We start from the raw sequence: 19410 nt of genomic DNA on the forward strand, positions 1-19410 counted from the left end.
TGCATGTAAATGGTTGGCGACTGTCATTCCGTCATCGCGAGCAAGCTCGCTCCCACAGTTGTTTTGTGTTGACTGTAATATTCGAGACAGCCCCCTTCCCCTGTGGGAGCGAGCTTGCTCGCGATAAGGCCCTAACTGGCGCCATGAAGCCAGAAACGACAAAGGCCACCCGAAGGTGGCCTTTGTTGCTGGAACGAAAAGGTCAGCCGAAGCTTACTTCTTCATTTCCCAGCCAGTCAGCTCGGCCAGGGCCTTGCCGATGTCTGCCAGCGAACGCACGGTTTTCACGCCTGCGTCTTGCAGTGCAGCGAATTTCTCGTCTGCAGTGCCTTTGCCGCCAGAGATGATTGCGCCAGCATGGCCCATGCGCTTGCCCGGAGGAGCAGTCACACCAGCGATGTAGGAAACAACCGGCTTGGTCACGTTGGCCTTGATGTAGGCAGCCGCTTCTTCTTCAGCCGAACCGCCGATCTCACCGATCATGACGATAGCTTCGGTCTTCGGGTCTTCCTGGAACAGCTTCAGGATGTCGATGAAGTTCGAGCCTGGGATCGGGTCACCGCCGATGCCGACGCAAGTCGACTGACCGAAACCGGCGTCAGTGGTCTGCTTCACAGCTTCGTAGGTCAGGGTGCCGGAACGGGAAACGATACCGACCTTGCCTGGCAAGTGAATGTGACCTGGCATGATGCCGATCTTGCATTCGCCTGGAGTGATCACGCCTGGGCAGTTAGGGCCGATCAGGGTGATACCCAGCTCGTCGCACTTGACCTTGGCTTCCAGCATGTCGATGGTCGGGATGCCTTCGGTGATGCAGACGATCAGCTTGATGCCGCCGAACGCTGCTTCAAGGATGGAGTCCTTGCAGAAAGGAGCTGGAACGTAGATCACGCTGGCGGTGGCGCCAGTGGCAGCTACAGCGTCTTTCACGGTGTTGAACACTGGCAGGCCCAGGTGCTCGGTGCCGCCCTTGCCCGGTGTTACGCCGCCAACCATCTTGGTGCCGTATTCGATGGCTTGCTGGGTGTGGAAACTACCTTGCGAACCGGTAATACCCTGGCAGATAACCTTGGTGTCTTTATTGATCAGGACGCTCATTATTTGCCCTCCGCAGCTTTGACAACTTGTTGAGCAGCGTCGGTCAGGCTGGTAGCAGCGATGATGTTCAAACCGCTTTCTGCCAGTACTTTAGCGCCCAGCTCAGCGTTGTTGCCTTCAAGGCGAACAACAACCGGGATTTTCACGCCAACTTCTTTCACGGCGCCGATGATGCCTTCGGCAATCATGTCGCAGCGAACGATGCCGCCGAAGATGTTGACCAGTACTGCAGCGACGTTGGTGTCGGACAGGATGATCTTGAACGCTTCGGTTACGCGTTCCTTGGTAGCACCACCGCCCACGTCGAGGAAGTTGGCTGGCTTGCCGCCATGCAGGTTGACGATGTCCATGGTACCCATGGCCAGGCCGGCACCGTTGACCATGCAGCCGATGTTACCTTCCAGGGCTACGTAGTTCAGTTCGAACTTGGCAGCGTGCGCTTCGCGCGGATCGTCTTGCGACGGATCGTGGAAAGTCTTCAGCTTAGGCTGACGGTACATGGCGTTGGCATCGATGTTGATCTTGGCATCGAGGCAGTGCAGGTCGCCGTCGGCCTTGATCACCAGCGGGTTCACTTCCAGCAGTGCCAGGTCGTGGTCCTGGAACAGCTTGGCCAGACCTACGAAGATCTTGGCGAATTGAGTGACCTGCTTGCCTTCCAGGCCCAGCTGGAATGCCAGCTCGCGACCCTGGAATGGCTGTGCGCCAACCAGTGGATCGATGGTGGCCTTGAGGATTTTCTCAGGGGTATCGTGAGCGATTTTCTCGATGTCCACGCCACCTTCGGTGGAAGCCATGAACACGATGCGGCGGCTCGAACGGTCAACGACAGCGCCCAGGTACAGCTCTTTAGCGATATCAGTGCACGATTCAACCAGGATCTTGGTGACTGGCTGACCGTTGGCGTCAGTCTGGTAAGTCACCAGACGCTTGCCCAGCCACTGCTGTGCGAAGGCTTTGGCGTCTTCTTTGCTGCGAACCAGCTTGACGCCGCCCGCTTTACCGCGACCACCGGCGTGAACCTGGGCTTTGACAACCCATTCGCTGCCGCCGATTTTGTCGCAAGCTTCTGCTGCCGCTTCCGGGGTGTCTACCGCGTAACCGGTGGATACTGGCAGGCCGTACTCAGCGAACAGCTGCTTACCCTGATACTCGTGAAGATTCATGCTTATTACCGTCTTCGTTAGGTACTGCGCATTCGGTGCTGCACCGTTCTGGTGCCGCACCACCTGTGACTGCTGCTTGCGTAGCGTTCCGGTTAACCGGTTCGGCTACGCAAGGCTGCGTCCAGCGGATATTCCGCGGTGAGTCTTGCTCGCAAGGCTCACGACGGGCCAAACCGCCGTGGTTTCTTATTGTCTATTAACGCTTCTTGCGGTTGGCCACGTGGATGGCGCCGCCATTTACGGCCAGGGCCGCTTCGTGCAAGGCTTCGGACAGGGTCGGATGGGAGAAGACCATCATGCCCAGATCTTCAGCGCTGGTGCCGAATTCCATGCCGATCGCGCCTTGCTGTACCAGCTCGGCAGCGCTTGGGCCAATGACGTGAACGCCCAATACGCGATCCGTCTTGGCATCGGCGATGACTTTCACGAAACCACCGGTATCGTTGGCTGCCATGGCACGGCCACTGGCTGCGAACGGGAAGGTGCCGACGTTAACTTCAACGCCTTCGGCTTTCAAGGCCTGCTCGGTCTTGCCAACCCATGCGATTTCCGGGTGGGTGTAGATAACCGAAGGGATCAGGTCGTAGTTCATCTGGGCTTTGTGGCCCTTGATGCGCTCGACAACCATGATGCCTTCTTCGGATGCCTTGTGTGCCAGCATCATGCCGCGAACCACGTCACCGATGGCGAAGACGCCCGGTACCGCGGTTGCGCACTGGTCGTCAACGGCAATGAAGCCGCGCTCGTCGATTTCCACGCCGCTATCGGCAGCCAGCAGGTCAGTGGTCACAGGACGACGGCCGACCGCGACGATCAGCTTGTCGAAGGTGATGGTCTGTTCGCCGTTGGTGTCGGTGTAGGTCACCACGACTTCTTCGCCGTTGACCTTCGAACCGGTCACGCGAGCGCCCAGCTTGATGTCCAGGCCCTGTTTGGTCAGGGTTTTCAGCGCTTCCTTGGAAACCGCTGCGTCAGCGGCCATCAGGAAGGTATCGAGGGCTTCCAGTACGGTCACTTGCGCACCCAGGCGCGACCATACCGAACCCAGCTCGAGGCCGATCACGCCAGCGCCGATCACGCCCAGGCGTTTTGGCACGGTCTGGAATTCCAGGGCACCGGTGGAATCGACGATCACGTTCTGGTCGACCGGAGCCGGTGGAATGTCGATCGGACGCGAGCCTGGCGCCAGGATGACGTTCTCGGCTTCGATCACTTCAACCGAGCCGTCTGGCTTGGTCACTTCGACTTTCTTGCCCATCAGCAGCTTGCCGTGGCCCTGGATCGAAGTCACGCCGTTGGCCTTGAACAGGGTGGCAACACCGCTGGTCAGGTTCTTGACGATGTTGGCCTTGCGACCGACCATCGCCGGCACGTCCATCTTCACGTCGCCCGTGCTGATGCCGTGGATCGCGAAGCCGTCTTGGGCTTCGTGGAACTTCCAGGAGCTGTCCAGCAGCGCCTTGGAAGGAATGCAGCCGACGTTCAGGCAAGTACCGCCGAGGGCCAGCTTGCCCTCCTTGTCGGTGTATTTCTCGATGCAGGCAGTGGTAAGGCCCAGTTGCGCAGCCTTGATGGCCGCTACGTAGCCGCCAGGGCCCGCACCAATCACTACCACGTCGAATTTCTGAGTCATGAGTCATTCCTTTTCGAATCAAACCGGACGGTCACTTGTGATGACCGTCGAGGGACGAAACCGGTTGTTTCAGCAAGAGGCCGGTCAAAACAGACCGGCCCTCGCGGCGAAAATCAGATATCCAGCAGCAGACGAGCCGGATCTTCAAGCAGGTTCTTGATGGTTACCAGGAACGTCACGGCTTCTTTACCGTCGATCAGGCGGTGATCGTAGGACAGTGCCAGGTACATCATCGGACGAATCACGACTTGACCATTGATCGCCATAGGACGCTGCAGAATGTTGTGCATGCCCAGGATAGCCGCTTGCGGCGGGTTGACGATCGGGGTCGACATCATCGAACCGAATGTACCACCGTTGGTGATGGTGAACGTACCGCCGGTCATCTCTTCGATGGACAGTTTGCCGTCACGGGCCTTCTTGCCGAAGGTGGCGATGCCGCCTTCGATTTCGGCCAGGCTCATCAGTTCGGCGTTACGCAGTACCGGAACCACCAGGCCACGGTCGCTGGAAACAGCGACACCGATGTCGGCGTAGCCGTGGTAGACGATGTCGGAACCGTCGATCGACGCGTTGACGGCCGGGAAGCGTTTCAGCGCTTCGGTGGCAGCCTTGACGAAGAACGACATGAAGCCCAGGCGTACGCCATTGTGGGACTTCTCGAACAGATCCTTGTACTTCGAACGCAGGGCCATGACTTCGGTCATGTCGACTTCGTTGAAGGTGGTCAGCATCGCCATGTTCGACTGGGCTTCTACCAGACGCTTGGCCACGGTAGCGCGAACGCGGGTCATCGGAACGCGTTTTTCAACGCGGTCACCGGCAGCGAACACCGGAGCGGCAGCGGCAGGTGCGGCAGGCTTGGCTGGCGCGGCGGCTGGAGCGGCTTTCTTGGCGGCAACGGCTGCAACCACGTCTTCCTTGGTCACGCGACCACCCTTGCCGGTGCCGGCAACGGAAGCGATGTTGATGCCGTTCTCTTCAGCCAGCTTGCGCGCAGCAGGGGCAGCGACTGGATCGTCTTCGCCACCAGCGGCTGGCGCGGCGGCCTGGGCGGCAGCCGGTGCAGCAGCGGCTGGAGCGGCAGCAGCAGCGCCGCCCTCTTCGATCGAGCCCAGGACCTGGTTCGACAGAACGGTAGCGCCCTCCTCGGCAATGATTGCGCCCAGCACGCCGTCAGCTTCGGCCAATACCTCCAGCACGACCTTGTCGGTCTCGATGTCGACGATCAGGTCGTCACGCTTGACGGCCTCGCCTGGTTTCTTGTGCCAGGTGGCAACGGTGCCATCGGCAACCGATTCCGGGAATGACGGGGCTTTGATTTCGATAGCCATTATCTGTGGGTCCTTAAAATTCGGTTTCAGTCAGCGCGAAGGCGTTAAACAGTGAAGGCATCTTGCAGCAGTTTTTCCTGCTGCTCGGCGTGCATCGACGCATAACCACACGCAGGTGCAGCGGAAGCATCACGGCCGGCATACTCCAAGACCAGGGCCTTGTTATGGTTGCCGATGCTGCGACGCAGGTGATGCTGGCTGCTGTACCAAGCGCCTTGGTTCATCGGTTCTTCCTGACACCACACCACATGGGTGAGGTTGGTGTAAGGCGCGATGGCCTCCATCAGGTCTTCTTCCGGGAACGGGTAAAGCTGCTCGATACGCACGATGGCGATGTCTTCGCGGCCTTCGGCACGACGTTTTTCCAGCAGGTCGTAGTAGACCTTGCCGCTGCACAGGACCAGGCGAGTGACCTTCGCCGCGTCCAGGGTGTCGATTTCCGAAATAACGGTCTGGAACGAGCCTTCGGCCAGATCCTCGAGCGTGGAGATCGCCAGTTTGTGACGCAGCAGCGACTTGGGTGTCAGCACGATCAGCGGCTTGCGCAGCGGACGGATGACCTGACGACGCAGCAGGTGGTAGATCTGTGCCGGCGTGGTCGGTACGCAGACCTGGACGTTGTGCTCGGCACACAGTTGCAGGTAACGCTCCAGACGTGCCGAAGAGTGCTCCGGCCCCTGCCCTTCATAACCGTGCGGCAACAGCATGGTCAGACCGCAGAGACGGCCCCACTTGTGTTCGCCACTGGTGATGAACTGGTCGACAACCACCTGGGCACCGTTGGCGAAGTCGCCGAACTGGGCTTCCCAGATCACCAGCGCATTCGGCTCGGTGGTGGAGTAGCCATATTCGAACGCCAGGACGGCTTCTTCGGACAGCAGCGAATCGTACAGGTCGAAACGTGGCTGGCCTTTGTACAGGTGTTGCAGCGGGATGTAGGTGCTGGCGTCTTTCTGGTTGTGCAGCGCCGCGTGGCGGTGCGAGAAAGTGCCGCGGCCTACGTCCTGGCCGGTGATGCGCACCGGGTGACCTTCGAACGCCAGGGTCGCGTACGCCATGGTTTCGGCATAACCCCAGTTGATCGGCAGGCCGCCGGCTTGCATCTTCTGCCGGTCTTCGTAGATTTTCGCGACCTGGCGCTGAACCACGAAGCCGTCCGGGATTTCCAGCAGCTTGGCGGACAGTTCCTGCAGGGTCTTGAGGTCGAAACGGGTGTCGTGACGCGCGGTCCAGGCGTGGCCCAGGTAAGGACGCCAGTCCACGAACAGCTCTTTGTTCGGCTCTTTGACCAGGCTTTTTACAACGTGCAGGCCGTTATCCAGGGCATTGCGATATTCATCGACTTTTTCCTGGACGCGCGCTGCATCCAGCACACCGCTCTGGGTCAGGCGCTCGGCATACAGCTCACGGGTGGTGCGCTGTTTGGCTATCTGCTGGTACATCAGGGGCTGGGTGCCGCTTGGCTCGTCGGCCTCGTTGTGGCCGCGACGACGGTAGCAGACCAGGTCGATCACCACGTCGCGCTTGTACTGCATGCGGTAGTCGATGGCCAACTGGGTCACGAACAGCACGGCTTCCGGGTCATCGCCATTCACATGGAGAATCGGCGCCTGGATCATTTTCGCAACGTCGGTTGCGTACTCGGTAGAGCGCGAGTCTTCCGGGTTGCTGATGGTGAAACCGACCTGGTTGTTGATTACGATGTGCACGGTACCGCCGGTCTTGAAACCGCGGGTCTGCGACATCTGGAAGGTTTCCATGACCACGCCTTGACCGGCGAATGCCGCGTCACCGTGGATGGAGATCGGCAGTACCTTCTCGCCGGTCGGATCGTTGCGACGATCCTGGCGCGCACGGACCGAACCCTCGACCACCGGGGAAACGATTTCCAGGTGGGACGGGTTGAAGGCCATGGCCAGGTGGACTTCGCCACCTGTGGTCATTACGTTGGACGAGAAGCCCTGGTGGTACTTCACGTCACCGGAACCCAGTTCGACCTTCTTCTTGCCTTCGAACTCGTCGAACAGCTCGCGCGGGTTCTTGCCGAAGGTGTTGACCAGTACGTTCAGGCGGCCACGGTGGGCCATGCCGATGACAACTTCCTTGGTGCCGTAGGAACCGGAACGCTGGATCAGCTCATCGAGCATTGGAATCAGGCTCTCGCCGCCTTCCAGGCCGAAACGCTTGGTGCCCGGGTATTTGGTACCCAGGTATTTCTCCAGGCCTTCACCGGCGGTGACGCGCTCGAGCAAGTGGCTCTTGATGTCGGCGGAGTACGTCGGACGGCCACGAACGCTTTCCAGACGCTGCTGGAACCACTGGCGCTGCTCGGAATCGGTGATATGCGTAAATTCAGCGCCGATGGTGCGGCAATATGTCTGCTGCAACGCTTCGTGAATTTCGCGTAGGCTCGCTTCCTCTTTGCCGATGAACAGGTCGCCGGCACGGAAGGTCGTATCAAGGTCGGCATTGGTCAAGCCGTAGTGAGTGATCGACAGGTCTGCAGGTGCAGGACGCTGCCACAGTCCCAGCGGGTCAAGCTGGGCTGCCTGGTGGCCACGCATCCGGTAGGCCTGGATCAGTCGCAATACTTCAACTTGCTTCTTCTCGTGCTCGGAGCTCACGCTGCCGGCAGACACCGGTTGAGCGCGGCGCTGGTTCTTTGCCAGCAGCACGAAATGATCGCGAATCGTCGAGTGCGAAACATCAGTGGCAGAGTTACCGTCAGCCGGCAACTTCTGAAAGTAGGTGCGCCATTCTTCTGGCACAGCGTTAGGGTCGTGCAGGTAGAGCTCGTAGAGCTCTTCCACATAGGCAGCGTTACCACCGGAAAGGTGGGCACTGTTCCACATGCGCTGCATCACGCTTTCTTGCATGCTTGGTCACCCTCGATTAGGGGAACACCACCGGCGAAAACACCGAGCAAACTTGCAGAAGTCCGAGTGCAGCGACTAAAACAAGCCACTTAGGATCACGCTGATAGTCCGGGTACCAGCCCGGATGCCCCTGCTTGTCTCATTTCTTCAAAATAAGAACTGCCGCTTTGTGAGCGGCTGTTCTGGTTATAGCCATGACGCGGGTTGAAGCCCGCGCCCTGGCCTTTACGGGTACAACGGTCCTACGGGTACAGCAGCTGAATCAAACGCCGCTTTGCAGCAGCATGTTACGAATGTGACCGATGGCCTTAGTCGGGTTCAGGCCTTTTGGACAAACGTTGACGCAGTTCATGATCCCGCGGCAGCGGAATACGCTGAACGGGTCATCCAGCGAAGCCAGACGCTCGGACGTCTTGGTGTCACGGCTGTCTGCCAGGAAGCGGTACGCTTGCAGCAGGGCGGCCGGGCCCAGGAACTTGTCCGGATTCCACCAGAACGATGGGCACGAGGTCGAGCAGCAAGCGCACAGGATGCACTCGTACAGACCGTCGAGCTTCTCACGCTCTTCAGGAGTCTGCAGACGCTCGATGGCCGGAGCCGGCGTGTCGTTCTGCAGGAATGGCTTCACCTTCTCGTATTGCTTGTAGAAGATGCTCATATCGACGACCAGGTCACGGATAACCGGCAAACCTGGCAGCGGACGAACGATCAGCTTGTTGCCCTTGACCACGGCAGACAGCGGCGTGATGCACGCCAGGCCGTTCTTGCCGTTGATGTTCATGCCGTCGGAGCCGCAAACGCCCTCACGGCAAGAGCGACGATAGGAGAAACCCTCGTCCTGCTCTTTGATCAGGGCCAGCACGTCCAGCACCATCAGGTCTTTACCACCGGTATCGACCTGGAAGTCCTGCATGAACGGCGCAGCGTCCTGATCAGGGTTGTAGCGATAAACACTGACTTGCAACATAGCGGTCACCCTTAATAAGTCCGGACTTTTGGTTCGAAAGTCGGAACAGTCTTCGGCGAGAAGTTCACGGCACGCTTGGCGACGCGTTTTTCACCCGGGAAGTACAAGGTGTGGCACAGCCAGTTTTCGTCGTCACGGTCTTCGAAGTCTTCGCGGGCGTGGGCGCCACGGGACTCTTTACGCACTTCTGCGGCGATGGCGGTGGCTTCGGCCACTTCCAGCAGGTTCTGCAATTCCAGCGCTTCGATACGGGCAGTGTTGAACGCCTGCGACTTATCGTTGATCTTCACGTTGGCGATTCGTTCACGCAATTGCGCCAGCTGGGCAATACCCTTCTGCATGTATTCGCCGGTACGGAATACACCGAAGTAGTTCTGCATGCAGTTTTGCAACTCACGACGCAGGGTCGCCACGTCTTCGCCTTCGGTACGCTCGTTCAGAGCGGACAGACGCGCCAGGGCAGCTTCGATGTTGGCGTCGGTGGCATCGTCATATTCGATACCGTCGGACAGCGCTTTTTCCAGGTGCAGGCCGGCAGCGCGACCGAAGACCACCAGGTCGAGCAACGAGTTGCCGCCCAGACGGTTGGCACCGTGGACCGATACGCAAGCCACTTCACCCACTGCGAACAGGCCAGGGATGATTGCGTCCACACCTTCGGCGTTCTGGGTGATCGCCTGGCCATGAATGTTGGTGGCAACGCCACCCATCATATAGTGGCAGGTTGGAACTACTGGAACTGGCGCAACGACCGGGTCGACGTGAGCGAAGGTCTTGGACAGTTCGCAGATGCCTGGCAGGCGGCTGTGCAGCACTTCCTCGCCCAGGTGGTCGAGCTTGAGCATCACGTGGTCGCCATTCGGACCGCAACCGTTGCCAGCGATGATTTCTTTAACCATCGAACGGGCAACCACGTCACGACCGGCAAGGTCCTTGGCGTTCGGAGCATAACGCTCCATGAAACGCTCGCCGTGCTTGTTGATCAGGTAACCACCTTCACCACGGCAACCTTCGGTCACCAGTACACCGGCGCCGGCGATGCCGGTCGGGTGGAACTGCCACATTTCGATGTCTTGTACCGGCACGCCAGCACGCAGGGCCATGCCGACGCCGTCACCGGTGTTGATCAGGGCATTGGTGGTGGATGCGTAGATACGGCCTGCACCGCCGGTCGCCAGTACGGTGGCCTTGGCGCGGATGTAGGTGGTTTCGCCGGTTTCGATGCAGATCGCGATCACGCCGACGAAGGCGCCGTCCTGGTTTTTCACTAGGTCAACGGCGTAATACTCGTTCAGGAACGTGGTACCGGCTTTCAGGTTGCCCTGGTACAGGGTGTGCAGCAGCGCGTGACCGGTACGGTCGGACGCCGCGCAAGTACGTGCAGCCTGGCCGCCCTTGCCGTAGTCCTTGGACTGGCCACCGAACGGACGCTGATAGATACGACCTTGCTCGGTACGCGAGAATGGCATGCCCATGTGGTCCAGCTCGAACACCGCGGCCGGGCCTTCCTGACACATGTATTCGATAGCGTCCTGGTCACCGATGTAGTCGGAACCCTTGACGGTATCGTACATGTGCCAACGCCAGTCATCGTTCGGGTCGGCCGAAGCGATGGCGCAGGTGATGCCGCCCTGGGCGGAAACAGTGTGCGAACGGGTCGGGAAAACCTTGGTGATCACGGCAGTCTTGTGACCGCCCTGTGCCAGTTGCAGCGCTGCGCGCATGCCGGCACCGCCACCACCAATGATGATGGCGTCGAAAGAAATCGTTGGAATGTTAGCCATGGATCAGATACCCCAGAGAATCTGCACACCCCAGACGAAGTAAGCGAACATCGCAACGCCGCATACTGCCTGGAAGAGGAAACGTACGGCAGTCGCCGACTTGCCGAACGCCATTGGCGTCAGGTAGTCGGTCGCGATGGTCCACATGCCGACCCAGGCGTGAGCGCCCAGTGCGACAAGTGCCAGCAGACTGAAGATACGCATCCAGTTGTTTGCGAACAGTTCATGCCATTGGGCGTAGCCCAGGCCTGGGTTTGCTACGACATATCCGATCAGGAAGATGAAGTAAGCCGCGAGAACGACCGCAGACACACGCTGCGCCATCCAGTCATAGAGGCCCGAACGCGAAAGGTTCGTGACGTTGGTTACCATATCCAGACTCCTGCCAGAACGATCAGCACCGCAGACACGGCGATAATGATTTTCGAGCCCAGCTTGCCGCCTTCCAGCGTCTCACCGATGCCCATGTCCATGATCAAGTGGCGCACACCGGCAACCAAGTGATACAGCAAGGCGGACAGGATGCCCCAAATCACTAGCTTGGCTAGCGGACTGGTCAGACACGCTTTCACCTGACCGAAGCCTTCTTCCGAATCGAGCGACTTGTCCAGTGCATAAAGCATGATGGCCAGGCTGACGAAGAGGATGACACCGGAAATACGGTGAAGAATGGACGTGTAAGCAGTGACTGGGAGTTTGATGGTCCTTAGGTCTAGGTTTACAGGTCGTTGGCTTTTCACGGCTTTTTTTTCACACTGAAGAGCCCCTAACAATCAGGGCAAAGTTGTTGGGGCGCGCACTGGTCAGGTACTCACCACCCAGGGAGTGACGACCCCCAAGAAAGCAGGCCCAAAAGCCCCTGGCGGTCGGTGGCCGAGTATAGACAGTTAGGCTACTAATGACAACGCGTTCACCTTCCCCTAATAGCGCATTGCACATACGACGCAAAAGGCGTAAACGGCAGGTAATTTCGCGGAAAAAGTCCGGTTAAAGCCTTCTGGAGCAAGACTTTAGGCAAATTGACTTTCGAATTTATCTCACTATAGTGGTGCGGGCCCTGCGTGGGGGGTCTGTCTGATGATTTCAAGCATTAATAGGAGGCCACATGGCTGACAAAAAAGCGCAGTTGATCATCGAGGGCGCAGCCCCCGTCGAGCTGCCCATTTTAACCGGCACCGTTGGTCCCGATGTAATCGACGTACGGGGCCTGACGGCCACGGGCCGTTTCACCTTTGACCCAGGTTTCATGTCGACCGCCTCGTGCGAATCGAAAATCACCTATATCGACGGCGACAACGGCATCCTGCTGCACCGCGGCTACCCGATCGAGCAACTGGCTGAAAAATCGGACTACCTGGAAACCTGCTACCTGCTGCTCAACGGCGAGCTGCCAACCGCAGAGCAAAAGGCCCAGTTCGTCAGCACCGTGAAGAACCACACCATGGTTCACGAGCAGTTGAAGACCTTCTTCAACGGCTTCCGTCGCGATGCCCACCCGATGGCCGTCATGTGCGGCGTTGTCGGCGCCCTCTCGGCCTTCTACCACGACTCCCTGGACATCAATAACCCCCAGCATCGCGAAATCTCCGCGATCCGCCTGGTGGCGAAGATGCCGACCCTGGCAGCCATGGTCTACAAGTACTCCATGGGCCAGCCCATGATGTACCCGCGCAACGACCTGACCTATGCAGAGAACTTCCTGCATATGATGTTCAACACCCCGTGCGAGATCAAACCGATCAGCCCGGTGCTCGCCAAGGCCATGGACCGGATCTTCATCCTCCATGCCGACCACGAGCAGAACGCCTCCACGTCCACCGTGCGCCTGGCCGGCTCCTCGGGTGCCAACCCGTTCGCCTGTATCGCCGCCGGTATCGCCGCACTCTGGGGCCCTGCCCACGGCGGTGCCAACGAAGCGGTACTGACCATGCTCGATGAAATCGGCGATGTCTCGAACATCGACAAGTTCATCGCCAAGGCCAAGGACAAGAACGATCCGTTCAAGCTGATGGGCTTTGGTCACCGGGTCTACAAGAACCGCGACCCGCGCGCCACCGTCATGAAGCAGACCTGCGACGAAGTGCTCAAGGAACTGGGGATCAAGAACGATCCGCAACTCGAACTGGCCATGCGCCTGGAAGAGATCGCCCTGACCGACCCGTACTTCATCGAGCGCTCGCTGTACCCGAACGTCGACTTCTACTCGGGGATCATCCTCAAGGCGATCGGCATTCCAACCAGCATGTTCACCGTGATCTTCGCCCTGGCGCGGACTGTCGGCTGGATCTCCCACTGGAAGGAAATGCTCTCCAGCCCGTACAAGATCGGCCGCCCGCGCCAGCTGTACACCGGCTACGAGTCGCGTGACATCACCCAGCTGGAAGACCGCAAGTAAGACCTGCCTTGCTATAGGTCCCAAGCTGCACCGAACAGCCCCTGCTTCTTATATAAGAGCAGGGGCTGTTTTGTTTGTGCCCTCTTTGTCTGATCCAGAAGCTGCGGTGACAGGCCCGGCGCATCGCGAGCAAGCTCGCTCCCACACTGGATCTATGTACGCTCCCACAGGGGGGGGGAGCTTGCTCCGGGCGGCGTTCCGACAATGGCGGCAGATCTGCACCCCCTCATAAACCCGGCACAAAAAAATACCCCAGCCTCTCGACCGGGGTATTTCTTCAAACACAACGCTTGCAGCTTACTGGCGCATCAGTGGTTAACCGCCCCACTCGCCCCCAGGCCAGTCTGCGAACGCACGAACTGCGGGAAGAACAGCGCCCGCTCGTTTGCACCTTCAGCCGACTTGTCGGTAATGGAGAAGAACCAGATGCCGACGAAGGCAATGGCCATCGAGAACAGCGCAGGGTATTCATACGGGAAGATCGCCTTCTCGTGACCCATGATCTGCACCCAGATGGTCGGGCCGAGGATCATCAGGCCCACGGCACTGACCAGGCCCAGCCACCCGCCAATCATGGCGCCACGGGTGGTCAGCTTCTTCCAGTACATCGAAAGCAGCAGTACCGGGAAGTTGCAGCTCGCCGCGATGGAGAACGCCAGGCCCACCATGAACGCGATGTTCTGCTTCTCGAACAGGATGCCCAGGCCGATCGCCAGCACCGCCAGGGCGATGGTGGTGATTTTCGAGACACGAATCTCGTCCTTCTCGTTGGCCTTGCCTTTCTTGATCACGCTGGCATACAGGTCATGGGACACCGCCGAGGCACCGGCCAGGGTCAGGCCCGCGACGACCGCCAGGATGGTGGCAAAGGCTACCGCCGAGATGAAGCCCAGGAAGATACTGCCGCCCACAGCGTTGGCCAGGTGCACCGCCGCCATGTTGTTACCACCGAGCAAGGCACCTGCCGCGTCCTTGAAGACCGGGTTGGTGCTGACCAGCAGGATCGCGCCGAAGCCGATGATGAAGGTCAGGATGTAGAAGTAACCGATGAAGCCGGTGGCATACAGCACGCTCTTGCGCGCTTCCTTGGCGTCGCTCACGGTGAAGAAGCGCATCAGGATATGCGGCAGGCCAGCGGTACCGAACATCAGCGCCAGACCCAGGGAGAAGGCCGAGACCGGATCCTTCACCAGGCCGCCAGGGCTCATGATCGCCTCACCTTTAGGGTGAACCTTGACCGCTTCGGCAAACAGCATGTTGAAGTCGAAGTTGACGTGCTTCATGACCATCAGGGCCATGAACGAAGCACCCGACAGCAACAGCACCGCCTTGATGATCTGTACCCAGGTGGTGGCCAGCATGCCGCCGAACAACACGTAGAGGCACATCAGGATGCCCACCAGGATCACCGCAACGTGATAGTCCAGGCCGAACAGCAGCTGGATCAGCTTGCCGGCACCGACCATTTGCGCGATCAGGTAGAACGCCACCACGACCAGCGAGCCACAGGCGGACAGACTGCGGATCTGGGTTTGCCCAAGGCGATAGGACGCCACGTCGGCAAAGGTGTACTTACCCAGGTTACGCAGGCGTTCGGCGATCAGGAACAGGATGATCGGCCAACCCACCAGGAAGCCGATCGAGTAGATCAGACCGTCGTAGCCGGAGGCGAACACCAGTGCGGAGATCCCCAGGAAGGACGCCGCCGACATGTAGTCACCGGCAATGGCCAGGCCATTCTGGAAACCGGTGATACGCCCGCCCGCCGCATAGTAGTCAGCGGCCGACTTGTTGCGCTTGGAGGCCCAGTAGGTGATGCACAGGGTCGCACCGACGAAGACCACGAACATCACGATGGCCGAGACGTTGAGAGGCTGTTTCTGCACGGCACCGGTCAGGGCTTCTGCCGCCCAGGCGCCCGGGGCAAACGCTGCGATGCTCAATAGAGCCAGTAGACGCCGGATCATTGCTGAGCCTCCTTGAGAATCGCATTGTTCAGGTCGTCGAACTCGCCGTTGGCGCGCCGTACGTAGATAGCAGTCAGGACGAAGGCCGAGACAATCAGGCCGACACCGATGGGAATGCCCCAGGTGATGGTGGACTCAGGCGTGATCTTGGCCCCGAGAATGTGTGGCCCGTAGGCGATCAGAAGGATGAAGCCGGAATACAGCCCAAGCATGATCGCCGAGAGAATCCAGGCGAACTTTTCCCTTTTTCTCACCAGCTCCTTGAAGCGCGGGCTGTTTTGAATCGAGAGGTAAATGCTGTCGTTCATTGTTTTTATCCTCGCAGCACAGATTTAATTGGAACAGCCCTACTCTATGCGGCTCAAGGCCAGGTTCCAGACGACCTTAGTATTAGAACGACATGACGGCTTTGCCAGTTTTCCGCAAAAAAAACCAAGCCCCTCCCCTGTGGGAGCGAGCTTGCTCGCGATGGCGGTAGCACAGTCAGTGTAGATGCAAGCTGACACACCGCTATCGCGAGCAAGCTCGCTCCCACAGGGGGTTGCGTTGCGCTCAGAATTGCGGGCACAAAAAAACCGCATGACACACGGCCATGCGGTTTTTCGGGACAGCTAAACCAGGCCGATTACTTGCCGGTCCACTCCTTCACGCGGTCCGGGTGCTTGGCAACCCAGTCCTTGGCGGCGGCTTCAGGCTTGGCGCCTTCCTGGATCGCCAGCATGACTTCGCCAATCTCGTCTTTCGAAGCCCATTGGAATTTCTTCAGGAACGCGACCACTTCCGGTGCCTTGGCCTCCAGTTCCTTGCTGCCGATGCTGTTCACGGTTTCAGCCGCGCCGTAGACGCCTTTCGGGTCTTCCAGGAAGCGCAGTTTCCACTTGGCGAACATCCAGTGCGGCACCCAACCGGTGACGGCGATGGATTCGTTTTTCTTCTCGGCACGGGTCAGCTCGGCAATCATGCCGGCGCCGGAACTGGCCTTGAGTTGATAACCGGTCAGGTCGTAATCCTTGATCGCCTGCTCGGTCTTGAGCATTACGCCTGAACCGGCGTCGATGCCGACAATGCGTTTCTTGAAGGAGTCGTCGGTTTTCAGATCCTCGAGCGACTTGGCCTTGACGTACTCCGGCACGATCAGGCCGATTTTGGCGTCCTTGAAGTTGGGGCCGTAGTCGACCACCTGGTCCTTGTTCTTCGTCCAATAGTCGCCGTGAGTCACCGGCAGCCAGGCCGAGAGCATCGCGTCGAGCTTACCGGTGGCCACGCCTTGCCACATGATCCCGGTCGCGACCGCTTGCAGCTTCACGTCATAACCGAGTTTCTGCTTGATCACTTCGGCGGCCACGTGGGTGGTCGCGACGCTGTCGGACCAGCCGTCAACGTAACCGATGCTCAGGGTTTTGGTTTCGGCGCTGGCCAAGGTGGAACTGATGGCCAGTACCAGTGCGGCACCTGCGCCCAAGAGTCGTCGCATCTTCATCGTTACTTCCCCGAAAGTGCTGCGCCCGACGGATGCCGGGCGGCGTCAACGTATAGTTATGATGCTCAGCGCCCCCATCACGCTCGCCCTCAAACCGGTCTGAACGCCAGTGGAGTACTGACTCGTTGATCATCAACCTGCTCCGATCCGGAACCTGCTCTGTCTGCGACGTCGAGGCAACGAGAAACGACATCAGAACGCCAGCTCTCAGTTCCAGGCATTTGTACCAGCGCCACACGTGAGATTTGCGGTCAAATCCGGCAAACGCCAGATAACTAGCCGCCAGCACCCACGACCGTGTATCTTCCCGCTACTATCGCGCCCCGTCCGTGCCTGTTTTGTGCCCATCATGGCACTTGGCTCCGCTTCGGTGGTCATAGCCTGCGAACCTCATTCGGCACCTTCCTCTAAGGGATCCAGTCATGCTCCGTTCCTTGCGCTTCGCTGCCCTTCTCGGCGGCCTTATCCTGAGTGCGTCCGCGCTGGCGGCAGATATTGACGCCGCCAGCTATGGCTACCCCTTGACCAACCCGTTCGAGGCGACCATCGCCACCACGCCACCGGACCTGCGTCCGGAGTTGCCGCTGATCGAAGACATCAACCAGGCAGACCACAGCCTGACCCTGCGCCCGGAACGCGAGTTCATCCTGCCGGACAACTTCTGGCCGGTGAAAAGCCTCACATACCGCATGGCCACCCAGGACAAACCCGCGCCGCTGATTTTCCTGATCGCCGGCACCGGTGCGCGCTTTGACAGTAGCATTAATGAATACCTCAAGCGCCTCTACTACAAGGCCGGCTACCACGTGGTGCAGTTGTCCTCGCCCACCAGCTTCGACTTCATGAGCGCCGCTTCGCGCTTCGCCACGCCAGGCATTTCCAAGGAAGACGCCGAAGACATGTACCGGGTGATGCAAGCCGTGCGCGCGCAGAACCCCAAGCTGCCCGTGACCGAGTACTACCTGACCGGCTACAGCCTCGGCGCCCTGGATGCGGCCTTCGTCGCACACCTGGACGAAACCCGGCGCAGCTTCAATTTCAAGAAGGTGCTGCTGCTGAACCCGCCGGTGAACCTCTACACCTCGATCACCAACCTGGACAAACTGGTCCAGACCGAGGTGAAGGGTATCAACAACACCACCACCTTCTATGAACTGGTGCTGAACAAGCTGACGCGCTACTTCCAGCAAAAAGGCTACATCGACCTCAACGATGCCCTGCTCTACGACTTCCAGCAGTCCAAGCAACACCTGAGCAACGAGCAGATGGCCATGTTGATCGGCACCTCGTTCCGTTTCTCGGCCGCCGACATCGCGTTCACCTCGGACCTGATCAACCGCCGCGGGCTGATCATCCCGCCCAAGTTCCCGATTACCGAAAGCACCAGCCTGACGCCGTTTCTCAAGCGTGCGCTGCAATGCGATTTCGACTGTTACCTCACCGAGCAGGTGATCCCGATGTGGCGCGCGCGCACTGACGGAGGCAGCCTGTTGCAACTGGTCGACCAGGTCAGCCTGTATGCGCTGAAAGATTACCTGCACGACAGCCCGAAGATTGCCGTCATGCACAATGCCGACGACGTCATCCTAGGCCCGGGCGACCTGGGCTTCCTGCGCAAGACCTTTGGCGATCGCCTCACGGTTTATCCACTGGGCGGCCACTGCGGCAACCTTAACTACCGCGTCAACAGCGACGCCATGCTGGAGTTCTTCCGTGGCTAAATATCTGCTGCTTATCGCTGCGTTAATGAGTACGGGCATGGTCCACGCCGACAACAGCAAGGCCAATGCGCCTGTGGTGGTGGATTCGGACGGCTTCAAGGAGCCGCTGAGCAAGCTCAAGTTCAACCCTGGCCTGGACCAGCGCGAATTCGAGCGCTCGACCCTCAACGCCCTGAACGTCTATGACCCGCTGGAGTCCTGGAACCGCCGCGTCTACCACTTCAACTACCGCTTCGACCAATGGGTATTCCTGCCCGTGGTCGATGGCTACCGCTACGTCACGCCAAGCTTCGTGCGCACCGGGGTCAGCAACTTCTTCAATAACCTGGGGGATGTGCCAAACCTGATGAACAGCCTGCTGCAATTCAAGGGCAAGCGTTCGATGGAAACCACGGCGCGTCTGCTGCTCAACACCACCGTCGGCATCGCCGGCCTGTGGGACCCAGCCACCGCCATGGGCCTGCCGCGCCAGAGCGAAGACTTCGGCCAGACCCTGGGCTTCTACGGCGTACCGGGCGGCGCCTACTTCGTGTTGCCTATCTTCGGCCCGTCGAACCTGCGCGACACCTCAGGCCTGCTGGTGGACTACACAGCCGAATCGGCGATCAACTACCTGAACGTCTCCGAAGTCAGTTCCAACCACCCGGAGCTGCTGCTTCTGCGCGGCATCGACAAGCGCTACCAGACCGGTTTCCGCTATGGGCAACTGAACTCGCCGTTCGAGTATGAGAAGGTGCGTTACGTGTACACCGAGTCGCGCAAGTTGCAGATTGCCGAATAACCTTCGGCCACCCCAAAACCCACTGTGGGAGCGAGCTTGCTCGCGATAGCAGTCTGTCAGGCAACATTAATGTTGGATGTCAGGCCCTCATCGCGAGCAAGCTCGCTCCCACAGGGGTTATGTGTTGTCAGTCTTAGCCTTTCAGCGCTTTCCAGATCTTGCCCACCGCCAGCACACCGACCAACACCACCGCCCCCGCGACAATCCC

15 protein-coding genes are annotated in these 19410 nt (G+C 59.3%); 3 read left to right on the top strand and 12 right to left on the bottom strand.

Translation table 11 applies throughout. From position 1 onward, the window contains the following. Positions 1 to 213: 213 nt before the first annotated feature. The 9 genes from sucD to sdhC all read right to left on the bottom strand — a co-directional run bounded on the left by sucD (position 214) and on the right by sdhC (position 11598). Positions 214 to 1098, bottom strand: coding sequence for a succinate--CoA ligase subunit alpha (gene sucD, locus KGA89_RS04020; protein WP_003179236.1), 885 nt, complete (start codon positions 1096 to 1098; stop codon positions 214 to 216). After that, the gene (gene sucC / locus KGA89_RS04025; protein ID WP_003179235.1) at positions 1098 to 2264 is read right to left on the bottom strand and encodes an ADP-forming succinate--CoA ligase subunit beta; all 1167 of its coding nucleotides are present in this window, start codon (positions 2262 to 2264) and stop codon (positions 1098 to 1100) included. Before sucC ends, sucD begins: the two co-directional genes overlap by 1 nt. Before the next feature lie 196 nt (positions 2265 to 2460). Then, complete coding sequence (gene lpdA / locus KGA89_RS04030; protein WP_003204429.1) at positions 2461 to 3897, bottom strand: dihydrolipoyl dehydrogenase; 1437 nt, start codon at positions 3895 to 3897, stop codon at positions 2461 to 2463. A 113-nt stretch (positions 3898 to 4010) separates the two neighbouring features. Continuing rightward, positions 4011 to 5231 (bottom strand): 2-oxoglutarate dehydrogenase complex dihydrolipoyllysine-residue succinyltransferase, encoded by a 1221-nt coding sequence (odhB, locus tag KGA89_RS04035; RefSeq protein WP_014339583.1) that lies wholly within the window; start codon positions 5229 to 5231, stop codon positions 4011 to 4013. A 44-nt stretch (positions 5232 to 5275) separates the two neighbouring features. Continuing rightward, positions 5276 to 8107 carry a 2-oxoglutarate dehydrogenase E1 component gene (locus KGA89_RS04040; RefSeq protein ID WP_053163104.1) on the bottom strand — a complete coding sequence of 944 codons (2832 nt, stop codon included), beginning with the start codon at positions 8105 to 8107 and terminating at the stop codon, positions 5276 to 5278. A 262-nt stretch (positions 8108 to 8369) separates the two neighbouring features. Further along, the gene (locus tag KGA89_RS04045) at positions 8370 to 9074 is read right to left on the bottom strand and encodes a succinate dehydrogenase iron-sulfur subunit (RefSeq protein WP_003204434.1); all 705 of its coding nucleotides are present in this window, start codon (positions 9072 to 9074) and stop codon (positions 8370 to 8372) included. A gap of 11 nt (positions 9075 to 9085) precedes the next feature. Beyond that, complete coding sequence (gene sdhA / locus KGA89_RS04050) at positions 9086 to 10858, bottom strand: succinate dehydrogenase flavoprotein subunit (RefSeq protein WP_003204436.1); 1773 nt, start codon at positions 10856 to 10858, stop codon at positions 9086 to 9088. A 3-nt stretch (positions 10859 to 10861) separates the two neighbouring features. Then, the gene (gene sdhD / locus KGA89_RS04055; protein WP_003204438.1) at positions 10862 to 11230 is read right to left on the bottom strand and encodes a succinate dehydrogenase, hydrophobic membrane anchor protein; all 369 of its coding nucleotides are present in this window, start codon (positions 11228 to 11230) and stop codon (positions 10862 to 10864) included. Then, on the bottom strand, positions 11224 to 11598 hold the full coding sequence (sdhC, locus tag KGA89_RS04060) for a succinate dehydrogenase, cytochrome b556 subunit (protein ID WP_003179220.1): 375 nt from the start codon (positions 11596 to 11598) through the stop codon (positions 11224 to 11226). Before sdhC ends, sdhD begins: the two co-directional genes overlap by 7 nt. Before the next feature lie 365 nt (positions 11599 to 11963). Here sdhC and gltA point away from each other — a divergent pair, with 365 nt between their 5' ends. Then, positions 11964 to 13253 (top strand): citrate synthase, encoded by a 1290-nt coding sequence (gene gltA / locus KGA89_RS04065; RefSeq protein ID WP_003204440.1) that lies wholly within the window; start codon positions 11964 to 11966, stop codon positions 13251 to 13253. A gap of 308 nt (positions 13254 to 13561) precedes the next feature. Here the strand turns inward: gltA and KGA89_RS04070 are convergent, their stop codons facing one another. From KGA89_RS04070 to KGA89_RS04080, 3 genes are all read right to left on the bottom strand, one after another. Beyond that, positions 13562 to 15220 carry a cation acetate symporter gene (locus tag KGA89_RS04070; protein WP_100263934.1) on the bottom strand — a complete coding sequence of 553 codons (1659 nt, stop codon included), beginning with the start codon at positions 15218 to 15220 and terminating at the stop codon, positions 13562 to 13564. Continuing rightward, entirely contained in the window at positions 15217 to 15528 is a 312-nt protein-coding gene (locus KGA89_RS04075; protein WP_003204445.1) for a DUF485 domain-containing protein, read from the bottom strand. Before KGA89_RS04075 ends, KGA89_RS04070 begins: the two co-directional genes overlap by 4 nt. 317 nt (positions 15529 to 15845) lie before the next feature. Further along, positions 15846 to 16700: a glycine betaine ABC transporter substrate-binding protein gene (locus KGA89_RS04080; RefSeq protein WP_100263935.1), complete on the bottom strand. Its 855-nt coding sequence runs from the start codon at positions 16698 to 16700 to the stop codon at positions 15846 to 15848. A gap of 422 nt (positions 16701 to 17122) precedes the next feature. On the opposite strand from KGA89_RS04080, the gene KGA89_RS04085 reads away from it, so the two are divergent. Next, the gene (locus tag KGA89_RS04085; protein WP_003204449.1) at positions 17123 to 18421 is read left to right on the top strand and encodes a hypothetical protein; all 1299 of its coding nucleotides are present in this window, start codon (positions 17123 to 17125) and stop codon (positions 18419 to 18421) included. After that, a complete protein-coding gene (locus KGA89_RS04090; RefSeq protein ID WP_223470673.1) occupies positions 18414 to 19202 on the top strand; it encodes a VacJ family lipoprotein in 789 nt (262 codons plus the stop codon). The genes KGA89_RS04085 and KGA89_RS04090 overlap by 8 nt, the downstream gene beginning before the upstream one ends. The last annotated feature ends 208 nt before the right edge of the window (positions 19203 to 19410 follow it).

It is taken from the genome of Pseudomonas sp. A-RE-22, assembly GCF_019956035.1.
GTDB lineage: Bacteria > Pseudomonadota > Gammaproteobacteria > Pseudomonadales > Pseudomonadaceae > Aquipseudomonas > Aquipseudomonas brassicacearum.